The organism is Micromonospora gifhornensis, from assembly GCF_016863515.1.
Taxonomy (GTDB): Bacteria; Actinomycetota; Actinomycetes; order Mycobacteriales; family Micromonosporaceae; genus Micromonospora; species Micromonospora gifhornensis.
This window is the reverse complement of the sequence record NZ_BOPA01000011.1, coordinates 93,185-113,144: the sequence shown is the minus strand read 5'-3', so window position 1 is coordinate 113,144 and position 19,960 is coordinate 93,185. Positions and strand designations below refer to the sequence as shown.

Genomic DNA, 19,960 nt, shown 5'->3' with positions numbered 1-19,960 from the left:
TTTGGTGATTGGCTGCGCGATCCTGCTCATAAAATTGCATCTGGACGCCTAAAGGTGCAAGACTGAGCAGAAAGCGCGCGGGTATCGCGCAGGGGAGGAGTTTTCGTGACACGCCCAGGAATCGGCATGGCCGCCGACATCGACGAGCAGCCGGCGGGTTACGAGCGACTGCTCTCCGCCGAGTACGCCGCACCCATCGCCCGCGTGGCGGCAGCCATCGCCGAGCGCCGGCCCCGGCACGTGGTCTTCACCGCGCGGGGCACCTCGGACCACGCCGCGCTGTACGGCGCCTACCTGGCCGAGATCCGGCTCGGCCTGCCGGCCGGTCTCGCCTCCCCGAGCGCGATCACCCTCTTCGGCGCCCGGCCGGACCTGTCCGACGCGCTTGTCGTCGGAGTCAGCCAGAGCGGCGGCTCGCCCGACCTGACCGAGGTGCTGCGGGTCGCCCGGGAGGCGGGCGCGCTCACCCTCGCGGTGACCAACGCGCCGGACTCGCCGCTGGCGGCGACCGCCGAACTCGGCGTGGACATCGCGGCCGGGCACGAGCGGGCGGTGGCGGCCACCAAGACGTACACCGCCGAACTGCTCGCCCTGCTGCTGCTGATCGAGGGCATCCGGGCCGGCGACGGCGTGCTGCCCGAGGAGGAGCGCCGGGCCGTGGCCGAGCTGCCCGAGTTGGCCGCCCGCACGCTGGCCGACCCGACTGCCAGCCAGCTCGCGCCGCGCTACCGCTTCGCCGGGCAACTGGTCACCACCGGCCGGGGGTACGCGTACCCCACCGCGCGGGAGGCCGCGCTGAAGCTGATGGAGACCTCCTACCTGCCGGCCCTGGCATTCTCGGGTGCCGACCTGCTGCACGGCCCGCTCGCCATGACCGACCCGGACGTGCCGGTGCTGGCCGTGGTCGGCTCGGGCCCCGGTGGTCAGTCGATGGGCGAGGTGCTGCCCCGACTGGGCGAGCGGCGGGCCGACGTGGTCGTGGTCGGCTCCGCCGAGGTCGCCGGCGCCACCCGGATCGCGGTGCCCGACGTCGACGAGCGGTACGCCCCGTTGCTGGACATCCTGCCGCTGCAACGGTTGGCCCTGGCCCTGGCGCTGGCCCGGGGTGAGGATCCGGACGCGCCACGAGGGTTGAAGAAGGTCACCGCGACGATGTGACCGCTCGCATGGCACGCTGGTCGGCGTGTCCACGCTGCGCGACCTCGCCGAAGAGCACACCCGTCTGCGCCCGGCCGACATCGACCACCTGCACCGGATAGCGGGTGACTGGCAACTGCTGTCCGACCTCTCCTTCGCCGACCTGCTGCTCTGGGTGCCGGTGGACGGGGAGGGCACCTTCCTCTGCGTCGCCCAGGTCCGCCCGACGACCGCACCCACCGCCTATCAGGACGACCAGGTGGGGCGGATCGTCGGCGGGCCGGAGGTGGCGCACCTGGAGGTCGCCTACGGGCAGGGGCGGATCTGGCGGGAGGGCGACCCGGTCTGGTACGGCGACGTGCCCGCCCGGCACGAGGCGATCCCGGTCCGGCTGCGGGCCGCCGACGGTGAGTCCGGCGAGGTGATCGCCGTGGTGGGCCGCGACACCAACCTCTCCACCGCGCGTACCCCCAGCCAGCTGGAGCTGAACTACCTGACCACCGCCGACGACCTGGCTCAGATGATCGCCGACGGCACCTTCCCGCCGCCCCGGCATCCCGGCGAGACCACCTCGGCGCCACGGGTCGGCGACGGACTGGTCCGGCTGGACGCCGGCGGCAAGGTCACCTACGCCAGCCCGAACGCGCAGTCGGCGTACCGGCGGTTGGGCTACGCCTCCCACCTGGTGGGCGAGGATCTCGCGGCGCTGAACCGCCGGCTGGCAAGCGATCCGCTGGAGGGCACGGAGGCGGCCAACGGCATCCTCGCCGCGCTGCGCGGCGAGGCACCACCCCGGCGGGAGATCGACGCCCGCGGCGCGACCATGCTGACCCGGGCCCTGCCGCTGATGCCCGCGGGAGTGCCGATCGGCGCGCTGGTCCTGGTCCGCGACATCACCGAGGTACGCCGCCGCGACCGGGCGTTGATCACCAAGGACGCGACCATCCGGGAGATCCATCACCGGGTGAAGAACAACCTGCAGACCGTCGCGGCCCTGCTGCGCCTGCAGGCCCGTCGGGTCGGCATGCCCGAGGCCAGGGTCGCGCTCGAGGAGTCGGTACGCCGGGTGGCGTCGATCGCCCTGGTGCACGAGACCCTCTCCATGTCCAGCGACGAGGCGGTCGAGTTCGACGGGATCGTGGACCGGGTGGCCAGCGCGGCGACCGAGGTGGCGGCGACCGAGGTGTCGGTCGGCATGCGGCGCGAGGGCAGTTTCGGCGTACTCCCCGCCGAGATCGCCACGTCACTGGTGATGGTCCTCAACGAACTGCTGCTCAACGCCGTCGAGCACGGTTTTCCGTCGGCCGACGAGGGTGGGCCGGAGCCGGTGCCGCAGGAACCACTGGCGCCGCCGCAGGTCGTGGTCACCGCGCACCGGCTGCGCAAGACGCTGCACGTCACGGTCGCCGACAACGGTCGGGGACTGCCGGCCGGGTTCGACTCCGAGGGGGGCGCCAAGCTCGGACTGCAGATCGTCCGGGCGCTTGTCACCGGCGAACTCCGCGGCAGCATCGAGTTGCGTCCCGGTGCCGAGGGCGGCACCGAGGCCGTCCTCACGCTCCCCCTGGCCCGGGCTAGCGGGTGAGCAACGCGACGGTGAGGCCGGGGCGGGGCCAGATCCGCTCGACGCTGTAGGCGGCGCGCAGCGCGTCGCCCTTGGCACCGGGGACGGTGTCCAGCGGTCCGTCGCCCCGGCCGGCGACGACCAGCCAGACCCGGCGTACGTCGGCCAGGCAGTCGGCGGGGCGGTCGCACTCGGCGGCCCACAGGTCGCCCCGGTGCTGCTGCCCCTCGGCCAGCAGCGCGTCGCGAGGTGTCTGTTCGTGCAGGTGGTAGCGCACGCCGAGGTCGAGGAAGAGCCAACTGTCGCGGGGGTGGTAGACCACCGCGTCGCCGGCACGCTGGCCGGCGGCGATGATCTGTGCCGCGCCGTGGTAGTCGACGGTGGCGGTACGCGGCCACTCGTGCGTACGGCGTAGCGCGACGTGGTCCGGCAGGCCGAGCAGGCCGGCCAGGCTCACCACGACGAGCGCGACCCGCAGCCGCGCCGAGGCCAACGCGGCACCGGCCAGCAGACAGCCGAACGGCACCACGAAGATCAGGTAGCGGGGCACCCACAGCGGGACGACAAGTCCGGCGGCGAACAGCAGCAGCACCGGCAGCAGCAGGCAGGCCACCGGGAGCGACGCGCGTCGACCGAGTCGTCCGGCACCGAGTACCGCGAGCGCCACCAACAGGCCGCCCACCGCCGCGGTCTGCGCCAGCCCGCCGGGAAGCGCGGCCAGGTCGCCGAGCCGGGCGGTGTCGACCCAGTCGAGTTGCCGTTCCCGCTGTTCCCGGGCGCGCAGGGCCAGCGGCGTGACCAGCACCGCCGTCGGCACCAGTGCGAGCAGGAAGGGCCCGAGCGGCCCGAGCCGGCCCACCAGCCCCTGACCGGAGCGGCGCGACTCCGGCCGGTGGGTGAAGACCACGACGGCGTGCGCGACGACAAGCGTCAACGCGATCAGGTGGGTCAGCCCGAGGGCGGCCGTCGCGACGGCGTACGCCACCCACCGACCCCGGCCGGGTCGGCGCAGGGCGTCGACCAGCAGCAGCGTGCTCAACACGGCGAGGGCGGAGGCCAGGGCGTACGGTCGGGCCTCCTGCCCGTACCGGGCGGTGGCGGGCAGCACCGCGAAGAGCAGACCGGAGAGGATGCCGACGCGGGTGTTCCACAGCCGTTTACCGAGTACGGCGGTCAGGCCGGCGGCCGCCGTCATCGCCAACGCGGACGGCAGCCGTAGCGCGGCCACCGTGTCGCCCGCGACCAGCAGCCAGTAGTGCATGAACAGGTAGTACGGCCCGGTCGCGGCGTCGATGGTGCCGGCGAGGCGGAGCAGGCCGGCCACTCCGCGGGTGGCGGCGCTCCAGGTCGCCAGCTCGTCCCGCCACGGCTGGGCGGCGTCCAGCCCGACCAGTGTGACGATCATGGTGAGGGCCGACGGCACCAGCCACACCGGCAGCGCACGCAGCCGCCACCCGGTGAGCCGTACGCCCGTCCCGGCGGTCGGAATCGACCTACCGGACAAATCACCCATGACGTGAGCCTGCCACACGGTCGAGCCCGCCGATGGCGGCAGCGATCGCCCGTGATGTGGGATCTCGCACGCACTCATTGGCTGGCCTGTCGGCGGTGTGGCAGCATGAGCCTCATGACTGCCGCCGTGGTACGCCGTCTCGTGGCTCGCCGCCACGTTGACTACGGCCGCGTGCGCAGCGCCATCTGTCCGGCCCACTGACGACGCCCGACCATTCTGCCTCGGGTACGCAGCGCGCCGGCCGCCCAAGACACCGTTGTCCACGGCCCCACCGGGAGCCGGTCGCTACGTCCGCGTACCCAGACGAGGCACCGCAGACAACGGAGGACGCCGCGATGGCGGTCAGCGACATTCCGGCCCGCACGGGGAATCTATCGGCGCGCCCGCCCCGGGCACCGCGCCGTGCCCGCGGTGAGGGTCAGTGGGCACTCGGGCACCGCGAGCCGCTCAACCCCAACGAGCGGATCAAGAAGGACGACGACCCGCTGAACGTGCGGGACCGCATCGAGAACATCTACGCCCATCGTGGCTTCGCCTCCATCGACCCGCAGGATCTGCGTGGCCGCTTCCGCTGGTGGGGTCTCTACACTCAGCGTAAGGCAGGAATCGACGGTGGTCGTACCGCCGTGTTGGAACCGCACGAGCTGGAAGACGAATACTTCATGCTCAGGGTGCGGGTCGACGGCGGCCAACTCGACCTGGCGCAGCTGCGGACGATCGCCGAGATCTCCCGGGAGTTCGCCCGGGACACCGCCGACATCACCGACCGGCAGAACATCCAGTACCACTGGATCCGGGTCGAGGACATGCCGGAGATCTGGCGGCGGTTGGAGTCGGTAGGCCTCCAGACCACCGAGGCGTGCGGTGACTGCCCCCGCATCGTGCTCGGCAGCCCGGTCGCCGGGGTGGCCGAGACGGAACTGGTCGACCCGACCCCCGCGATCGACGAGATCGTCGCGCGGTACGTGGGCGACAAGCAGTACTCCAACCTGCCGCGCAAGTTCAAGTCGTCGATCTCCTGGCTGGTGGACACCCCGTACGAGGCCAACGACATCGCCTTCCTCGGCGTCGATCACCCCGAGCACGGCCCCGGCTTCGACGTGTGGGTCGGCGGTGGGCTGTCCACCAACCCGATGCTGGCCCAACGGCTCGGCGTGTGGGTGCCGCTGGGCGAGGTGCCGGACGTCTGGGCCGGCGTGGTCGGCATCTTCCGCGACTACGGCTACCGCCGGCTGCGCCACCGTGCCCGGCTGAAGTTCCTCGTCGCCGACTGGGGCGTGACGAAGTTCCGCGAGGTGCTGGAGAAGGAGTACCTGGGCCGGACGCTGCTCGACGGGCCCGCCCCCGAACTGCCGGACAAGCCGGTCGACCACATCGGTGTGCACCGGCAGCGGGACGGCCGCAACTACGTCGGTGCCGCCCCGGTGGTCGGTCGGGTCTCCGGTACCCAGCTCGCCCAACTGGCCGACGTGGTGCAGGCGCACGGCAGTGACCGGGTGCGGCTGACGCCGTACCAGAAGCTGCTGGTGCTCGACGTGCCGCCGGAGCGGACGGAGTCCCTGGTCGCGGGCCTGCGGGAGATCGGGCTGGAGGCCCGACCCTCGGCCTGGCGGCGCGGCACCATGGCCTGCACCGGCATCGAGTACTGCAAGCTGGCCATCGTCGAGACCAAGGCGCGCGGCGAGGAGCTGGTGGCCCGGCTGGAGCAGCAGCTGCGCGACTTCGACGCGGACATCTCCATCCACATCAACGGCTGCCCGAACGCCTGCGCCCGCACCCAGGTCGCCGACATCGGCCTCAAGGGGCAGCTGGTCACCGGGCCGGACGGCCGCCAGGTCGAGGGCTTCCAGGTGCACCTGGGCGGCGGGCTGGGCATGGCCGAGGGACAGACCGCCGGCTTCGGCCGCAAGCTGCGCGGATTGAAGACGACCGCCGACGAGCTTCCCGAGTACGTCGAGCGGCTGGCCCGGCGCTATCTGGCGGGCCGCACCGAGGGCGAGACCTTCGCCAACTGGGTGATCAGGGTCGACGAGGAGCAACTGCGATGAGCGAGGTGACGCGATGAGCAGCGAGACCCGTGCCGCACCGTTGTACTGCCCGTACTGCGGTGAGGAGGACCTGCGACCGAGCGAGACCGGGCACGGCGCCTGGGAGTGCCACGCCTGCGCCCGGGTCTTCACCGTCCGGTTCACCGGCCTGCTCTCCCGGGCGGTGCAGCGATGAGCGCGTTGGTTTCCGCCGCCGGCCTGGGGCTGGTCGGCACCGCACCCACTGCGACCGGCGCGGGGCAACGCAGCCCCGAGCAACTGCGGGAGTTGGCCGAACGCGCCGGACGGGAGTTGGAGGGCGCGCCCGCGCTGGAGATCGCCCGGTGGGCCGCGGAGACCTTCGGCGACCGGTTCTGCGTGACCAGTTCGATGGCCGACGCGGTGCTGGCCCACCTGGTGTCCCGGGTGGCACCGGGGGTGGACGTGGTCTTCCTGGACACCGGTCTGCACTTCCCGGAGACCCTCGCCGTCCGGGACGCGGTCGCCCGCAAGCTGCCGGTCAACGTCCGCTCCATCCGGCCCCGGCTCACCGTCGGCCAGCAGGACGGCGAGTACGGGCCACGACTGTTCAACAAGTCGCCGGACGAGTGCTGCCAGCTGCGCAAGGTGGAACCGCTGGAGCGGGCGCTGGCCGGGTACGACGCCTGGGCCGCCGGGCTGCGGCGGGACGAGTCGCCGACCCGGGCCAACACGCCGGTGGTGACCTTCGACGCCCGTCGGGGCAAGGTCAAGGTCAACCCGATCGCAGCCTGGAGCCAGGCGGACGTCGACGCGTACATCGCCCGGTGGAACGTGCCGGTCAACGAGCTGTTCCGGCGCGGCTACGGCTCCATCGGCTGCTGGCCGTGCACCCGGCGGACGAAGGCCGGCGAGGATGCGCGTGCCGGCCGCTGGGCGATGTTCGAGAAGACCGAGTGCGGGCTGCACCTCTGACCGACGAGGCACCATCCGCCGATCCGGCCCGGTCCGGCGACCGGGCCGGTGGCGTGGCCGCGTCCGACCACCGGACCGACGAGCCGGTGGTCCTGGTCGCGCACGGCAGTCGTGATCCTCGGGCGGCCGAGGCGATCAGGGGCCTGGCCCGGGCGGTCGCGGTCGCCCGGCCGGGCCAGCAGGTGCTCGCGAGCTGGCTCGACCACACCGAGCCCGATCCGACCACGGTCCTGCGTGATCTGGCTGCCGCCGGGCACTCCCGGGTGATCCTGGTGCCGCTGCTGCTCACCGCCGCGTACCACAGGCGGGTGGACATCCCGGCTGCGGTGGCCGCCGCGCACGAGTCCGGTACGCCGATCCGGGTGGGCATCACCGAGGTGCTCGGCCCGGTGGGTGACGAGGTGGACCCGGCACTGCTGGCCGCGTTGCGACACCGGCTGGCCGAGGCGGATCCGGGCCGGTTCGACGCGCTGGTGCTGGCTGCGGCCGGCACCAGGGATCCGGCGGCGCGGGCATCCGTGGGTCGGGTGGCCCGGGCCCTCGGCGCGATGCTCGGCATGCCGACCCGTGTCTCGTACGCCTCTGCGGCACCCCCGGCGGTCGACGTGGCGGTGCGGCGGCTGCGGGCCGCAGGCGCGCGAAGGGTGGCCGTGGCCGCGTACTTCCTGGCCCCCGGGCTGTTTCACGACGCCGTGACGACCGCCGCCCGAGCCGCCGGTGCCGTCGCGGTGGCGGCCCCTCTGAGCACCGCCCCGGACCTGGTGAACCTCATCCTGCACCGTCTCTCCCACGCCTTTGTTGATCGTGAGATTGGTGGCAGTCGCTGATCTGTGAGCTGCCGCTGAACCTGGGCATGGGGTGGGGGAGAGCAGGGAACAGCAGGACGCCCCGGCGGGCTTGGGGCCGGCCGGGGCGTCCTGGGTGTGGTCGGTCAGGCGGAGTGAGCGCGCAGCACCCGGAGGCCACCGCGCCGCTTGACAGCGCGCCGCTCCTCCTCGCTCATCCCGCCCCAGACGCCAGCGTCCTGACCGGACTCCAGCGCCCACTGCAGGCACTGGTCGGTCACGGAGCAGCGCCGGCAGACGGCCTTGGCCTGCTCGACCTGCAGGAGAGCCGGACCGGACGTCCCGATCGGGAAGAACAGCTCCGGGTCCTCGTCGCGGCAGACAGCATGGTGACGCCAGTCCATGGCGGCAACACTCCTCATTCTGGGTGGGTGGCAGATGTTGCTGTTGGTGCTTTTCTTATATGCATCCGCAATGTCGATGGTGACGGTTTGCAACCATCAATTCGGCAATGCGTGAGCAGGCTTGCTAGCTCCGGGACCTGCTGGAACGACTCAACTTGTTGAGTGTGTCCAAGGCGCGTCCCGGTAACTCAAGTTCGCTTGTGAATACTTTCACGAACTTACGCAATGTCAAGGGTGGCGCTCGGAAAAACTCCGCGCGGTGAGCAAGCCCACAACCCTTTTGTCCGGGTAATGGATCACTCCAGGCACCCGGGTTTACCACAGTCGAGAATCAATATAGTACAGTCCGCCGGACAATGCTGACATTTCCGGCATCATCCGGGGTGTCGCGGTCGTCACGCGCTGGGGGGCGCCGCGGCCAACTTGTACCCGGTGGGACCGGAGACCTAACAGATTACTCTGAGTGCGGCGGGAACGGAGGTGAATCTGACTTTTTCCCGCTCGCCAAGATAGTCCCCGTCGAGCTGGAACGCCTGCGGACGGCTCGCGACCAGCGTGAACTCCGCTACGTCATGGCGTCGTACAACTTGGCGACCGTGCGGATTGGGCGTGGCGGAGAGGAATTGCCTCACGGTGCGTGTTGTGCTGGCGACGCCAAGCTGACGAAGGGCCAGCACGTCCAACCCGAGATCGAACGACGCCTCCGGGTTCGGGTTGGCCTCCCGATCCCCGACGAACGTCCAGGGGGCGGTGTTCTGCACGATGATGCTCGCCAGGTCACCCTCTGTCGTCTCACCCGGCTGCTCCAGCCGGATCGCCGGGTGTCGCCGTTCGGCACCGAGCAGGAACTGTGCGGTGAAGGCGCGGAAGTAGAGCCCCGGCGAGGGGACGCGGCCACGGCGACGGGCCTCCTCCACGCGGTGGATGACCGCAGCGTCAAGCCCGAGCCCCGCGCAGAACGTGAAGTAGCGGTCGTCGGCGCGGCCGAGGCCGATCGTGCGACGTCGACCCAGCCGCAGCCCTTCCATGATCATGCTGGCGCCCTCGGCCCACTCCTTGGGTAGGCCCAGCGCCCGGGCGAAGACGTTCGTCGAGCCGCCCGGCACGGTCGCCAGCGCGGGCAGCCGCTCGGCGGTGGGTGGCTGCCCGGCGACGCTGGTCGCCGTCATCAGCCCGTTGACCACCTCGTTGACCGTCCCGTCGCCACCGAGTGTGACCACGACGTCGACGCCCTCCACCGCGGCCTCTCTGGCCAGATTGGTGGCATGGCCACGCCGGCGGGTGTACCGCACGGAGAGGTCGACTTCGCTGCGCAGCGCCCGGACCAGTACGTCCCGCGCGCGCTCGCTGGTGGTGGTGGCCTTCGGATTGACCAGCAGGACGGCCCGCATGGGCCGCACTGTACCGCGCGACGGCACGGGTATCGTGACCGCGTGACCATCGACTCCAACCCGACCCCCGTCACGCTCCGTTGGGCGGTCCGGCTGCTACGTGTCGAGGCGGTCGCCGTCGGGCTGGTCGCCGCGTGGCTGATCGTGGCTGACCTCACGGCCAGTACCACCGACCTGACGTCGGCGCTGTTGGTCACGGCCTTCGCCATCGGTGCCGCGGTCGCGCTCTGGGCGTTGGGAAACGCGCTGGTGCGCCATCGGGCCGGCGCCCGTGCTCCCGCCATCGTGCTTCAGCTGATGCTGCTGCCGATCGGCTGGTTCATGATCCAAGGTGGGCTGGGCTGGCTCGGGGTGCCGCTGATCGCGCTCGGGCTCGGCGTCACCTGGCTGCTGGTGAGCCCGCCCACGACCCGTGCCCTCGGATTCGAGTGAACCGGCCGTCACCAGCCTGACGCACGGCGGGTGAGCAACGAGATGGTGGCGCGGCCGTCGGTCGCGGTCGCCGACGCCGACGTGGTGAGCGCGGTGAGCACCTTCCACGCGAACGAGGACTCGGCCGGGAGCCGGGCCTCCCGCACGGTGGGCACGGTCACCTCGACGGTCAGCGCGTCCTCGGTGACCGCGAAGCGGCAGTCGAGTTCGGCCCCCCGGGGCGCGATCGCCAGCAGCATGGCGCACGCCTCGTCGACGGCGATGCGCAGATCCTCGATCTCGTCGAGCGCGAAGTGCAGGCGGGCCGCGAGGCCGGCGGTGGCGGTGCGGAGCACGCCGAGGTACCCGCCGTCGGCGGGCACGGTGAGGTGCACGATGTCGTCGTCGGTCGTCGGTTGGCCGGTCAGTTGAGTCACCACTCATCCCCCCGGTCGGGGACTCTACCCGCTGAGTCGGTCATCCGGTCGACTCGCATCGCTGTTGCCGACCGGCGGGCACCGAAATCAGCGGTCACGCACCTGGTCGCGGCGGCCGCACGCGCCGTCAACGGCGGCATACACCTGGTGCCGAAACGACGGAACCGGGCGACACGGCAACGCACTCCCGGTGCCGGAGCGACGGAATCCGGGCGGCGCGGCGGGGTGTGCCCTGCGCCGGGACGACGACGGCCGGCCCGCCCCGGAAGGGGTGGACCGGCCGTCGAGGGCGGGCACTCAGGCCTGCTTGGTCTCCCAGAAGATCTTGGAGATCTCGTCGATCTTCTGGAGCAGTTCGTCGGCCTTGGCCGGGTCGGTGGCACCCTTGGCGCCGGCGGCCCCGGCCAGCTTGGTGGCCTCGTTGAACAGCTGGTGCAGGTGAGGGTACTTCTCGAAGTGCGGCGGCTTGAAGTAGTCGGTCCACAGCACCCAGAGGTGGTGCTTGACCAGGTCAGCCCGCTGCTCCTTGATCAGGATGGCGCGGGTCCGGAACTCCGGGTCGGTGTTGGCCTGGTACTTCTCACAGATCATTTTCACCGACTCGGCCTCGATCCGAGCCTGGGCGGGGTCATAGACACCGCAGGGCAGGTCGCAGTGCGCGCTGGCGGTCAAGCGAGGCGCGAGGATGCGGGCAAGTCGCATCAGGATCCTCCATAGGACGTTTGCGATGATCCAAGACGACATTACTCCTGGACGAGGTCCCCGAGAGCGGTGGAGGTGAAACCGGTGTCCGTGCTGCGGTTGCGATGGCCACTGTCGCCCGTACTCGTGACCGGTCCCTCCATGTCGCCGACGCTGCGTCACGGCGACGCGGTGCTGGTCCGCCGCGGTGGTCGGGAGATCCGCCCCGGCGACGTGGTGATCGCCGTCTTCCGCAGCCGACCTGACCTGCTGGTGGTCAAGCGCGCGGTCCGTCCGACCGACGGCGGATGGTGGTTGCACGGCGACAACGACCTGGTCACCGACGACTCCCGGGCGTACGGGGTCGCCGACGTGCTCGGCCGGGTGGTGGCCCGGTACTGGCCCCGCCCCGGGCGGGTACCGCCTCGACCGTTATGACCCTGCCCACATACTGGGCCACTCGACCCCACTATGCTCGGAAGCGCCCGGGTGACCCCCCGCACCACGTGCCGCCGCTCGTCGCCTCACCGTGTGCCCCGACCGGCTGGCCTCTGCTCGACAGACCCTGGAGTCACCATGCCTACGTCCACCGTGGACCCTGCTGATCCCGTCTTCCAACTGCACCGGGGCGGCAAGATGGCCGTCGTCTCGACCGTCCCGCTGACCAGCCGTGACGACCTCTCCCTCGCGTACACCCCGGGCGTGGCCCGGGTCTGTGAGGCCATCGCCGCGGAACCGGCGCTCGCCCACGACTACACCTGGGCGTCGAACACCGTCGCGGTCGTCACCGACGGCACGGCCGTACTCGGCCTCGGCGACATCGGCCCGCGCGCCGCGCTGCCGGTGATGGAGGGCAAGGCCGTGCTGTTCAAGCAGTTCGGCGGGGTCGACGCGGTACCGGTCTGCCTGGACACGCAGGACGTCGACGAGATCGTGGCGGTGGTCAAGGCGCTCGCGCCCTCGTTCGGCGGGATCAACCTGGAGGACATCAGCGCCCCCCGCTGCTTCGAGGTGGAACGCCGACTCGACGAGGCGCTGGACATCCCCGTCTTCCACGACGACCAGCACGGCACCGCGATCGTCGTGCTGGCCGCGCTGCGTAACGCGGCCACGCTGCTCGACCGCAAGCTCGGCGACCTGCGGGTGGCGGTCAGTGGGGCCGGCGCGGCCGGGGTGGCGGTGACCAAGATGCTGGTGGCCGGGGGAGTGGACCCCGACCAGGTGGTGGTCTGCGACTCCAAGGGGATCATCTCCGCGTACCGCACCGGGCTGACCGGCACCAAGGCGGAGTTGGCCGAGCTGACGAACGCCGACGGGCGGCAGGGCGACATCGCCGAGGCGCTGCGCGACGCCGACGTGCTGATCGGCGTCTCCGGCGGGCAGATCCCCGAGCACGCGGTGGCCGCGATGGCACCCGGGGGAATCGTCTTCGCGCTGGCCAACCCCACCCCGGAGGTACACCCCGAGGTGGCCGCGCGGCACGTCGCGGTGGTCGCCACCGGCCGCAGCGACTTCCCGAACCAGATCAACAACGTGCTGGCCTTTCCGGGTGTGTTCCGGGGTGCGCTGTCGGCACGGGCCACCCGGATCACCGACGCGATGAAGGTCGCCGCGGCCGACGCCATCGCCTCGGTGGTGGCCGAGTCACTGACCCCGGAGGCGATCGTGCCCTCTCCGCTGGACCCGCGCGTCGCCCCCGCCGTCGCCGAGGCGGTCGCCGAAGCCGCCCGTCGCGACGGCGTCGCCCGCGCCTGAGGTGTAAGGAAGGGGCCCTTCTTAACGCCTCGTGCATAGGAAGGGCCCCTTCTTAACGGGCGCTCAGCTTGTTACCGTGCGGATCATGCGTGCCGCCTTCGCCTCCCGATTCGACGACGCCGACCCGCTCGCCGCGCTCACCGTCGGTGAGCAGCCCGAGCCGAGCCTGCCCGACGACAGCTGGGTGACCCTGCGCGTCACGGCCAGCTCGCTCAACCACCACGACCTGTGGTCGTTGCGCGGCGTCGGGTTGCGCGCCGAACAGCTACCGATGATCCTCGGCTGCGACGCGGTGGGCATCGACCCGGATGGCAACGAGATGGTCGTGTACCCGATCGTGCCGACCCCCGGTGACCCGCGCGGCATCTCCATCCTCTCCGAGCACTTCCCGGGCACCCTCGCCGAGCGGGTGGCCGTACCCCGGTCGAATCTGCTGCCGCTGCCGGCGGGGCTGGCGGCGACCGACGCGGCGTGCCTGCCGACGGCCTGGCTGACCGCGTGGCGGATGCTCACCACCAAGGGCCGCGTCGACGAGGCCGAGGCCGTGCTGGTCCAGGGCGCCGGGGGCGGCGTGGCTACCGCGGCGGTCGCGCTCGCCGCCGCGATGGGCAAACGGGTGTACGCGACCAGCCGCGACGCGGCCAAACGGGAGCGGATCGCCGAGCTGGGTGCGACGGCCTTCGAGCCGGGTGCGCGACTGCCCGAACGGGTCGACGTGGTGGTGGAAACCGTCGGGGCGGCCACCTTCGACCACTCGCTCAAGTCCGCCGCCCCCGGGGCGCGGATCGTCGTCTGCGGCGCGACCGCCGGCCACGAGCCGAAGGTCAACCTGCGCCGGGTCTTCGCCATGCAGCTGGAGATCCTGGGCACCTCCATGGGCACCCCCGCCGACCTGGCCGACCTGCTCGCCTTCTGCGCCGAGCGGAACGTGCGGCCGGTGGTGGACAGCGTGGTGCCGTTCAGCCGGGTCGCCGACGCCTTCGCCCGCCTGCACTCCGGAGAGGTGTTCGGCAAAATCGTCATCGACCACGGAGCGTGACTCCGACTGGTGCGTCCTGGCGTCCTGGCGTTCCTGTGCGGGCCGGCGTGCCCGTGCGTGCCGGTGTGCTGGAGTGTCGGTCTGGTGGCCTGCTGGTGCGGGCCGGTGTGCTGCTGTGCGGTGTTCGGTGGTCAGGCGGGGGTCCGCCCTCCGGTCACAGGTGGTTGTCGAGGGTGGCGACGTCGTCGCGGGCGGCGGCTCTGGCGATGCGCTCCTTCGCGTCGGCGTCGCCGTAGAGCGTCCAGCGCAGGAACTCGGTGGTGGTGTCGGCGACGACCCGTAGCGAGGTGCTGTTGCCCAGCAGGGCACGACCGTGGTCGCCGTTGGGCAGGCTCAGCATCGCCTTCGGCCAGGGCACCTTGTCGTACACCGCCTTGCCCGCCGCGTACTCGACCACCTCGTCCGCCTCACCGTGCACGAACAGCTGCGGTGCCGCCGCACCCGCGAAGGCGGTGCCGACCCCCAGCGCGGTGCCGGCGAAGACGATCCCGGCGGCCAGCCGCTCGTCCCGCCTGGTGGTGAACAGCCCGATCGTGGTCACCCCGCCCGCGGAATGCCCCGCGGCAGCCACCCGGTCGGTGGCCAACCGGCCGCGCAGCACGTCGCCGTCGCGGGTGTCCAGGGCGAGCACCTGGCTCAGCGCGTACGACACATCGGCCGGCTGGTTGAGCACGTCGAGCACGTTGGGCTGGCCCGACCCGGAGGTGTGCGGGAACATCGGCGCGGCCACCACGAAACCGGCCGCCGCCCAACGGGTCAGCAGCGCCTGGTAGTCCTTGGGCTGACCGCCCAGCCCGTGGCTGAACATGATCACCGGGAACCGCCCGTCGGCCGCCCGAGCCGACTCCGTCGGCTTCCCACCCGCCCGGCCCGCCGCCGGGTACCAGACGGTGATCGGAAGCGGCCGGTCGCCGTCCCGGTTGCGCTTCAGCTGTCGTACGCCGACGGCGAAGCTGTCAGCCGGCGCGTTACCGGCAGGGATCGCCGGAGCCGACGCGCTGGCCGAGGGCGCTGCCGTGGCCGTCGGCGTGTCCGTGGCACTCGTGGCTGTCGTGCCTGCCCGCGGGGCCGACTCGGGATCAGCGGAGCACCCCACCACCCCAGCCGCAACCAGTGCACCCACAAGCAGAACCGAAACCCCACGACGCACCATGCCCCCGATTCTGCCTCCCCTCCCACCCCCACCCTCCCCTCCCACCCCCACCCTCTCCTCCCACCCCCTCCCCACACCCCGCCCCCGCCGCGCGCCCCGCTCCTCGTGGCGCGATCTTGCACTTCTGGTCGCCGGTACGCACCTTTCGTGCGCTATGCGGCGACGCAAAGTGCAAGATCGCGGGGCGGGGGCGGGCGGGCGCGGGGGCGGGCGGGCGGGGTGAGGGTGGGCGCGGTGAGGGCCGGGGTGGGGTTAGGAGGGGTGGCGGGTTTCCAGGGTGGTGATGGTGGGGGGATGGGCGTGGGTGGGGAGGCGGCGGGCGGCCTGTTGGTCGCCGTAGAGGGTCCAGCGGAGGAAGTCGGTGGTGGCACCGAGGACCTGGGTGAAGCCGGGACGGCCGGGGATGAGGTACTCGCCGTGTCCCTGGCCGAGCAGGCTCAGGAAGCTGGACGGTCCGGTCGTACGGCGGTAGGCGGCACGGCCGACGCTGAGGGGTACCACGGGGTCGGCGGTACCGTGCACGAAGAGCATCGGTGCGGGTGGCTCCGCGAAACCGCCCGCCATCCCGCCACCGGCGATCACGATGCCGGCACGCAACCGGGCGGGGCGGCCGCTGGTGAACATGCCCGAGGTGGTGAAGCCACCCGCTGAGTGGCCGGCCGCGGCGATCCGCTGCACGTCGAGGTGGCCGGCGAGCGGATCGGCGGGCCGGCGGTCTAGCCGGACCAGGTGCCGGATCACCCGCCATCCGTCGGCGGGCTGGTGGCGTACGTCGGCACGGGAGAACGCGGCGGCACCTCGCCGGGTGTGCGGGTACGCCGGGGCGGCCACCACGAAACCGGCGGCGGCCCACCGGGCGGTCAGGCCGGCGTGCAGTTCGGGCAGGCTGGCCAGGCCGTGGCTGTAGAGCACCACCGGGAACCGTCCCTCGGCGATCCGGGTGCCCTGGGTCGGGTACCAGAGGGTCACCGGCAGCGGCCGTGCCGAGTCGGGGTCGACGACGAACGTCCGGACGCCGACCGCGTACGGCACCTGTGGGGCAGCGCCGCTCGGTGCCGGCTGTCCGGGCGGGTCACCGGGGGAGGCGCAACCTGTCAGCCACGCCAGCAGCAAGGCCACCGCCGACGCGGCGAATCGCCGTCTGATCATGCCCACGACATCACGGTAGATCCCGCGAACACCCGCCTGGGTCCGGTTGCCCGGTGCCGTACGCGAGCCGTTCGGCCGACCGGCCAGGGCCGTCCGACCGGTCCGGCTTCGCTAAGGTTCCGGCATGGCTGAGAACTACACCGACCCCAGCGGCAACACCCAGGCATTTCGCGCCTTTGCCGCCAACACCGCCGACACACCGGCCGAGTCGTCCTCCCGCACCGGCCTGATCGTCGGGGTGGCCGTGCTCGCGGTGCTGCTGCTCGCCGTCGCCGCCTGGATCGCCCTCAGCTGACCCGCAGGCCGCCGCGTCCTTCTAAGGACGCGGCCGGTGACCAACGCGACCGGGTGCGGGTCAGGCGGCGCCGACGACTGCGCGGGCCGCTCGGGCGATTTCCCGCTCCTCGTCGGTGCCGATCACGCAGACCGCGACCTCGGCACCGTCCGGCGAGATGATGCGGTCACCGCTGCCGGTGTTGCGTTGCGCGTCGACGGTGATGCCCAGTCGGGTGAGTCCGGCCAGTGCGGCGGCCCGTACCGGGGCGGCGTGTTCACCGACGCCAGCGGTGAAGGTGACCGCGTCCACCCGCCCGAGCAGCGCGTAGTACGCCCCGACATAGCCGGTGATCCGGCGGCAGTAGACGTCGAAGGCGAGCGCTGCCGCCTCGTCTCCGTCCGCCCGTCGGGCCAGCACCTCGCGCATGTCGTTGACGCCGGTCAACCCGAGCAGGCCGCTGCGGTGGTTGAGCAGGTCGTCGATCTCGTCGACCCCCAGGCCACCCTCCCGGCGCAGGTGGAACACGATTGTCGGATCCAGGTCGCCGCTGCGGGTGCCCATCACCAGACCTTCCAGCGGGGACATGCCCATCGAGGTGGCGACGCTGCGCCCGCCGGCGATCGCGCACGCGCTGGCCCCGTTGCCCAGGTGCAGGCTGATCGTGTTGACCTCGGCGTACGGGCGGTCCAGCAGTTCGGCGGTGCGCCGGGAGACGTACGAGTGCGAGGTGCCGTGGAAGCCGTACCGGCGTACGCCGTACCGCTGCGCGGTGTCACGGTCGATCGCGTAGGTGGCGGCGGACTCGGGCAGCGTGTGGTGGAACGCCGTGTCGAAGACGGCGACCTGCGGCACCTGCGGCAGTGCCGCGCGCGCCATCTCGATGCCGGCGAGGTTCGCCGGATTGTGCAGCGGGGCCAACGGCACCAGGTCGGCGATGGCGGCCAGCACCGCGTCGTCCACAAGCGCCGGGGCGGTGAAGCGCCGCCCGCCGTGCACCACCCGGTGCCCGACGACGGTGAGCCCACTCAGGTCCAGCCCGGCCAGGATCTGCCGGACCGCGGCGGCATGGTCGGGTGGGCCGCCGTCCGGCTCGCCGACCCGTTCGACGGTGCCCTTGGTAAGGATCTCGTCGTCGTCGTACAGCCGGTATTTGACCGACGACGACCCGCAGTTGAGCACCAGCACCTTGCTCACGACGGCGCCCCGTTGTCGGTAAGCGTGGCGGCCTGGATGGCGGTGATCGCCACGGTGTTCACGATGTCCGGCACGGTAGCCCCTCGGGAGAGATCGTTCACCGGCCGGCGCAGACCCTGCATCACCGGCCCGACGGCCACCGCCCCGGCCGAGCGCTGCACCGCCTTGTACGTGTTGTTGCCGGTGTTGAGGTCCGGGAAGATGAAGACGGTGGCCCGGCCGGCGACCGTGCTCTCGGGCAGCTTCGTCGCCGCCACGGCCGGGTCGATCGCGGCGTCGTACTGGATCGGTCCCTCCACGGCCAGGTCGGGCCGGCGCTCGCGGACCAGCGCGGTGGCCTCCGCGACCTTCTCCACGTCGGCACCCGCGCCGGAACTGCCTGTCGAGTACGACAACATCGCCACCCGGGGTTCGAGGCCGAACCGGGCCGCCGTGTCGGCCGACGAGATCGCGATGTCGGCGAGCTGGGCGGCGTCCGGGTCGCGGTTGACCGCGCAGTCGCCGTAGACCAGCACCCGGTCGGCCAGCAGCATGAAGAAGACGCTGGAGGCGACGGAGACGTCCGGCATGGTCTTCACGATCTCGAACGCGGGCCGGATGGTCGCCGCCGTGGTGTGGGTGGCGCCGGAGACCATGCCGTCGGCGTAGCCGGCCCACACCATCATGGTGCCGAAGTAGTTCGGCTGGGCCACGATGTCGTACGCCAACTCCACGGTGACGCCCCGATGGGCGCGCAGCTTCGCGTACGCCTCGGCGAACTCGTCGCGCCACTGGCTGTCGGCCGGATCCACCACCCGTGCCGTGCCGATGTCCACGCCCACCTCGCGGGCGCGACGGGCGACCTCGTCGGGGCGGCCGAGCAGGGTCAGGTCGGCCACCCCGCGCCGCAGCAGGATCTCCGTGGCGCGCAGGATCCGCTCGTCGGTCCCCTCGGGCAGGACCACGTGTCGGCGGCGACTGCGCGCCCGGTCGATCAGGTCGTACTCGAACATCAGCGGGGTGACCCGGGTGGAGCGGCTGACCCGCAACCGGCTGGCCAGCTCGGTGGTGTCCACGTGCGCCTCGAAGGCACCGAGCGCGGCCTCCACCTTGCGCGGGTTCGCGGCGCTGGGTCGGCCCTCGATGCGGCTCGACGCGGCCACCGTGTGGAAGCTGTCGGTGGGCACCGAGAGCACCGCGAGGCGGGCGTTGAGCGCCTCCACCAGCTGCATCGCCCGGGGATCGGGGGCCACGCCGAGGGTGAGCACCAGCCCGGCCAGCGACACCTGACCGGCCACGTGCGCCGCGCTCGCGGCGACCAGAAGATCGTCGCGGTCACCCGGCATGATCAGCAGAGCGCCCTCGGTCAGGTGTTCCAGCACGGTCGGCACGTGCGCCGCGCCGACCACGTAGTCGAGCACGTCGCGGGCGAGCGCGGTGTCGTCGCCGGCCAGTCGGGTGGCGCCGAGCGCCGCCGCCACCTCGGCCACCGTCGGCGCAGAGACGCTTGGCACCTCGGGAATCGCGTACGCGGGCACCGGCAGCCGGGGCAGCCGCATGCTGCCCGGCACCCGGTTGGCGAGCACGGCGAGCACTGTCGCGCCGAGGTCGACCACGTCGTGGTACGCCCCGCGGCTGGCCGCGGTGATCGCCGCCGGCTGCTGCCCGAACCCGTCGACCACGGGCACCACGACACTGCCGAACTCGGTGGCCAGGCGGGCGTTGAACGCCAGCTCGCGCGGCCCGGCACCGTCACCGGCGTCGGCGAAGTCGCTGCCCACCACGACCATGGCCGGGAACCGTCGCTCCACCTCCCGGTACCGTTCGACGATCCGGGTGATCAGTTCTTCCCGACGGCCGTCGGCGACGAGTGCGGTCGCCTCGGCGTACGTGGTGCCGGAGAGGTCGGCCACCGGCAGCCCGACCCGGTACCGCTCGCTGAGCAGGGCGAGGATCGGGTCCGGCCGGTCCGACGCGACCAGGGGACGGAACACGCCGATCTGACCGACCTGGCGGGACAACAGTTCGGCCAGGCCGAGGGCGATGGTCGACTTTCCCCCGCCCGAGCCGACGCTTGTCAGGTACACGCTTCGGGCCACGGAACTCACGC

20 protein-coding genes are annotated in these 19,960 nt (G+C 72.0%); 11 read left to right on the top strand and 9 right to left on the bottom strand.

Translation table 11 applies throughout. The features are described from left to right. Positions 1–126 precede the first annotated feature (126 nt). Together Vgi01_RS06805 and Vgi01_RS06800 are read left to right on the top strand one after the other, a co-directional pair. Complete coding sequence (locus tag Vgi01_RS06805; protein ID WP_204290524.1) at positions 127–1,158, top strand: SIS domain-containing protein; 1,032 nt, start codon at positions 127–129, stop codon at positions 1,156–1,158. Between the two features lie 25 nt (positions 1,159–1,183). Beyond that, positions 1,184–2,722 carry a sensor histidine kinase gene (locus Vgi01_RS06800; protein ID WP_102660711.1) on the top strand — a complete coding sequence of 513 codons (1,539 nt, stop codon included), beginning with the start codon at positions 1,184–1,186 and terminating at the stop codon, positions 2,720–2,722. On the opposite strand, the gene Vgi01_RS06795 is transcribed toward Vgi01_RS06800, so the two are convergent. Next, a complete protein-coding gene (locus tag Vgi01_RS06795) occupies positions 2,712–4,106 on the bottom strand; it encodes a glycosyltransferase family 39 protein (protein WP_204290523.1) in 1,395 nt (464 codons plus the stop codon). The genes Vgi01_RS06800 and Vgi01_RS06795 overlap by 11 nt on opposite strands. A gap of 443 nt (positions 4,107–4,549) precedes the next feature. Here Vgi01_RS06795 and Vgi01_RS06790 point away from each other — a divergent pair, with 443 nt between their 5' ends. The 4 genes from Vgi01_RS06790 to Vgi01_RS06775 are packed head-to-tail and all read left to right on the top strand — an operon-like array spanning position 4,550 to position 8,022. After that, complete coding sequence (locus Vgi01_RS06790) at positions 4,550–6,262, top strand: nitrite/sulfite reductase (RefSeq protein WP_102660710.1); 1,713 nt, start codon at positions 4,550–4,552, stop codon at positions 6,260–6,262. Between the two features lie 13 nt (positions 6,263–6,275). Then, positions 6,276–6,437 (top strand): hypothetical protein, encoded by a 162-nt coding sequence (locus tag Vgi01_RS06785; RefSeq protein WP_199180354.1) that lies wholly within the window; start codon positions 6,276–6,278, stop codon positions 6,435–6,437. Continuing rightward, the gene (locus Vgi01_RS06780; RefSeq protein ID WP_204290477.1) at positions 6,434–7,195 is read left to right on the top strand and encodes a phosphoadenylyl-sulfate reductase; all 762 of its coding nucleotides are present in this window, start codon (positions 6,434–6,436) and stop codon (positions 7,193–7,195) included. Before Vgi01_RS06785 ends, Vgi01_RS06780 begins: the two co-directional genes overlap by 4 nt. A gap of 53 nt (positions 7,196–7,248) precedes the next feature. Then, positions 7,249–8,022 (top strand): sirohydrochlorin chelatase, encoded by a 774-nt coding sequence (locus Vgi01_RS06775; RefSeq protein WP_233197071.1) that lies wholly within the window; start codon positions 7,249–7,251, stop codon positions 8,020–8,022. Between the two features lie 104 nt (positions 8,023–8,126). Here the strand turns inward: Vgi01_RS06775 and Vgi01_RS06770 are convergent, their stop codons facing one another. Next, a complete protein-coding gene (locus Vgi01_RS06770) occupies positions 8,127–8,384 on the bottom strand; it encodes a WhiB family transcriptional regulator (protein ID WP_007072794.1) in 258 nt (85 codons plus the stop codon). 446 nt (positions 8,385–8,830) lie between these two features. After that, on the bottom strand, positions 8,831–9,775 hold the full coding sequence (locus tag Vgi01_RS06765; protein WP_102660708.1) for a diacylglycerol/lipid kinase family protein: 945 nt from the start codon (positions 9,773–9,775) through the stop codon (positions 8,831–8,833). Between the two features lie 42 nt (positions 9,776–9,817). Here Vgi01_RS06765 and Vgi01_RS06760 point away from each other — a divergent pair, with 42 nt between their 5' ends. Further along, the gene (locus Vgi01_RS06760; RefSeq protein WP_102660707.1) at positions 9,818–10,207 is read left to right on the top strand and encodes a hypothetical protein; all 390 of its coding nucleotides are present in this window, start codon (positions 9,818–9,820) and stop codon (positions 10,205–10,207) included. Between the two features lie 8 nt (positions 10,208–10,215). Here Vgi01_RS06760 and Vgi01_RS06755 read toward each other — a convergent pair whose 3' ends face one another. Both Vgi01_RS06755 and sodN read right to left on the bottom strand, forming a co-directional pair. Beyond that, on the bottom strand, positions 10,216–10,623 hold the full coding sequence (locus Vgi01_RS06755) for an ATP-binding protein (RefSeq protein ID WP_204290476.1): 408 nt from the start codon (positions 10,621–10,623) through the stop codon (positions 10,216–10,218). A 297-nt stretch (positions 10,624–10,920) separates the two neighbouring features. Next, positions 10,921–11,325, bottom strand: a complete 405-nt coding sequence (gene sodN, locus Vgi01_RS06750; RefSeq protein ID WP_013735721.1) for a superoxide dismutase, Ni — start codon at positions 11,323–11,325, stop codon at positions 10,921–10,923. A gap of 75 nt (positions 11,326–11,400) precedes the next feature. On the opposite strand from sodN, the gene Vgi01_RS06745 reads away from it, so the two are divergent. From Vgi01_RS06745 to Vgi01_RS06735, 3 genes are all read left to right on the top strand, one after another. Next, positions 11,401–11,742: a S24/S26 family peptidase gene (locus Vgi01_RS06745; RefSeq protein WP_239088826.1), complete on the top strand. Its 342-nt coding sequence runs from the start codon at positions 11,401–11,403 to the stop codon at positions 11,740–11,742. 138 nt (positions 11,743–11,880) lie between these two features. After that, the gene (locus Vgi01_RS06740; RefSeq protein WP_102660705.1) at positions 11,881–13,059 is read left to right on the top strand and encodes an NAD(P)-dependent malic enzyme; all 1,179 of its coding nucleotides are present in this window, start codon (positions 11,881–11,883) and stop codon (positions 13,057–13,059) included. Between the two features lie 76 nt (positions 13,060–13,135). After that, positions 13,136–14,098, top strand: coding sequence for a zinc-binding dehydrogenase (locus Vgi01_RS06735; RefSeq protein WP_204290475.1), 963 nt, complete (start codon positions 13,136–13,138; stop codon positions 14,096–14,098). A gap of 154 nt (positions 14,099–14,252) precedes the next feature. Here the strand turns inward: Vgi01_RS06735 and Vgi01_RS06730 are convergent, their stop codons facing one another. Both Vgi01_RS06730 and Vgi01_RS06725 read right to left on the bottom strand, forming a co-directional pair. Continuing rightward, the gene (locus Vgi01_RS06730) at positions 14,253–15,251 is read right to left on the bottom strand and encodes an alpha/beta hydrolase family protein (RefSeq protein WP_102660703.1); all 999 of its coding nucleotides are present in this window, start codon (positions 15,249–15,251) and stop codon (positions 14,253–14,255) included. 252 nt (positions 15,252–15,503) lie between these two features. Then, the gene (locus tag Vgi01_RS06725) at positions 15,504–16,400 is read right to left on the bottom strand and encodes an alpha/beta hydrolase family protein (protein ID WP_204290522.1); all 897 of its coding nucleotides are present in this window, start codon (positions 16,398–16,400) and stop codon (positions 15,504–15,506) included. A 124-nt stretch (positions 16,401–16,524) separates the two neighbouring features. Here Vgi01_RS06725 and Vgi01_RS06720 point away from each other — a divergent pair, with 124 nt between their 5' ends. After that, positions 16,525–16,695 carry a hypothetical protein gene (locus Vgi01_RS06720; protein WP_199180311.1) on the top strand — a complete coding sequence of 57 codons (171 nt, stop codon included), beginning with the start codon at positions 16,525–16,527 and terminating at the stop codon, positions 16,693–16,695. Positions 16,696–16,755: 60 nt separating this feature from the next. On the opposite strand, the gene Vgi01_RS06715 is transcribed toward Vgi01_RS06720, so the two are convergent. Together Vgi01_RS06715 and pta are read right to left on the bottom strand one after the other, a co-directional pair. After that, positions 16,756–17,871, bottom strand: coding sequence for an acetate/propionate family kinase (locus tag Vgi01_RS06715; RefSeq protein WP_204290474.1), 1,116 nt, complete (start codon positions 17,869–17,871; stop codon positions 16,756–16,758). Next, the gene (pta, locus tag Vgi01_RS06710; RefSeq protein WP_102659971.1) at positions 17,868–19,958 is read right to left on the bottom strand and encodes a phosphate acetyltransferase; all 2,091 of its coding nucleotides are present in this window, start codon (positions 19,956–19,958) and stop codon (positions 17,868–17,870) included. Before pta ends, Vgi01_RS06715 begins: the two co-directional genes overlap by 4 nt. Positions 19,959–19,960 lie beyond the last annotated feature (2 nt).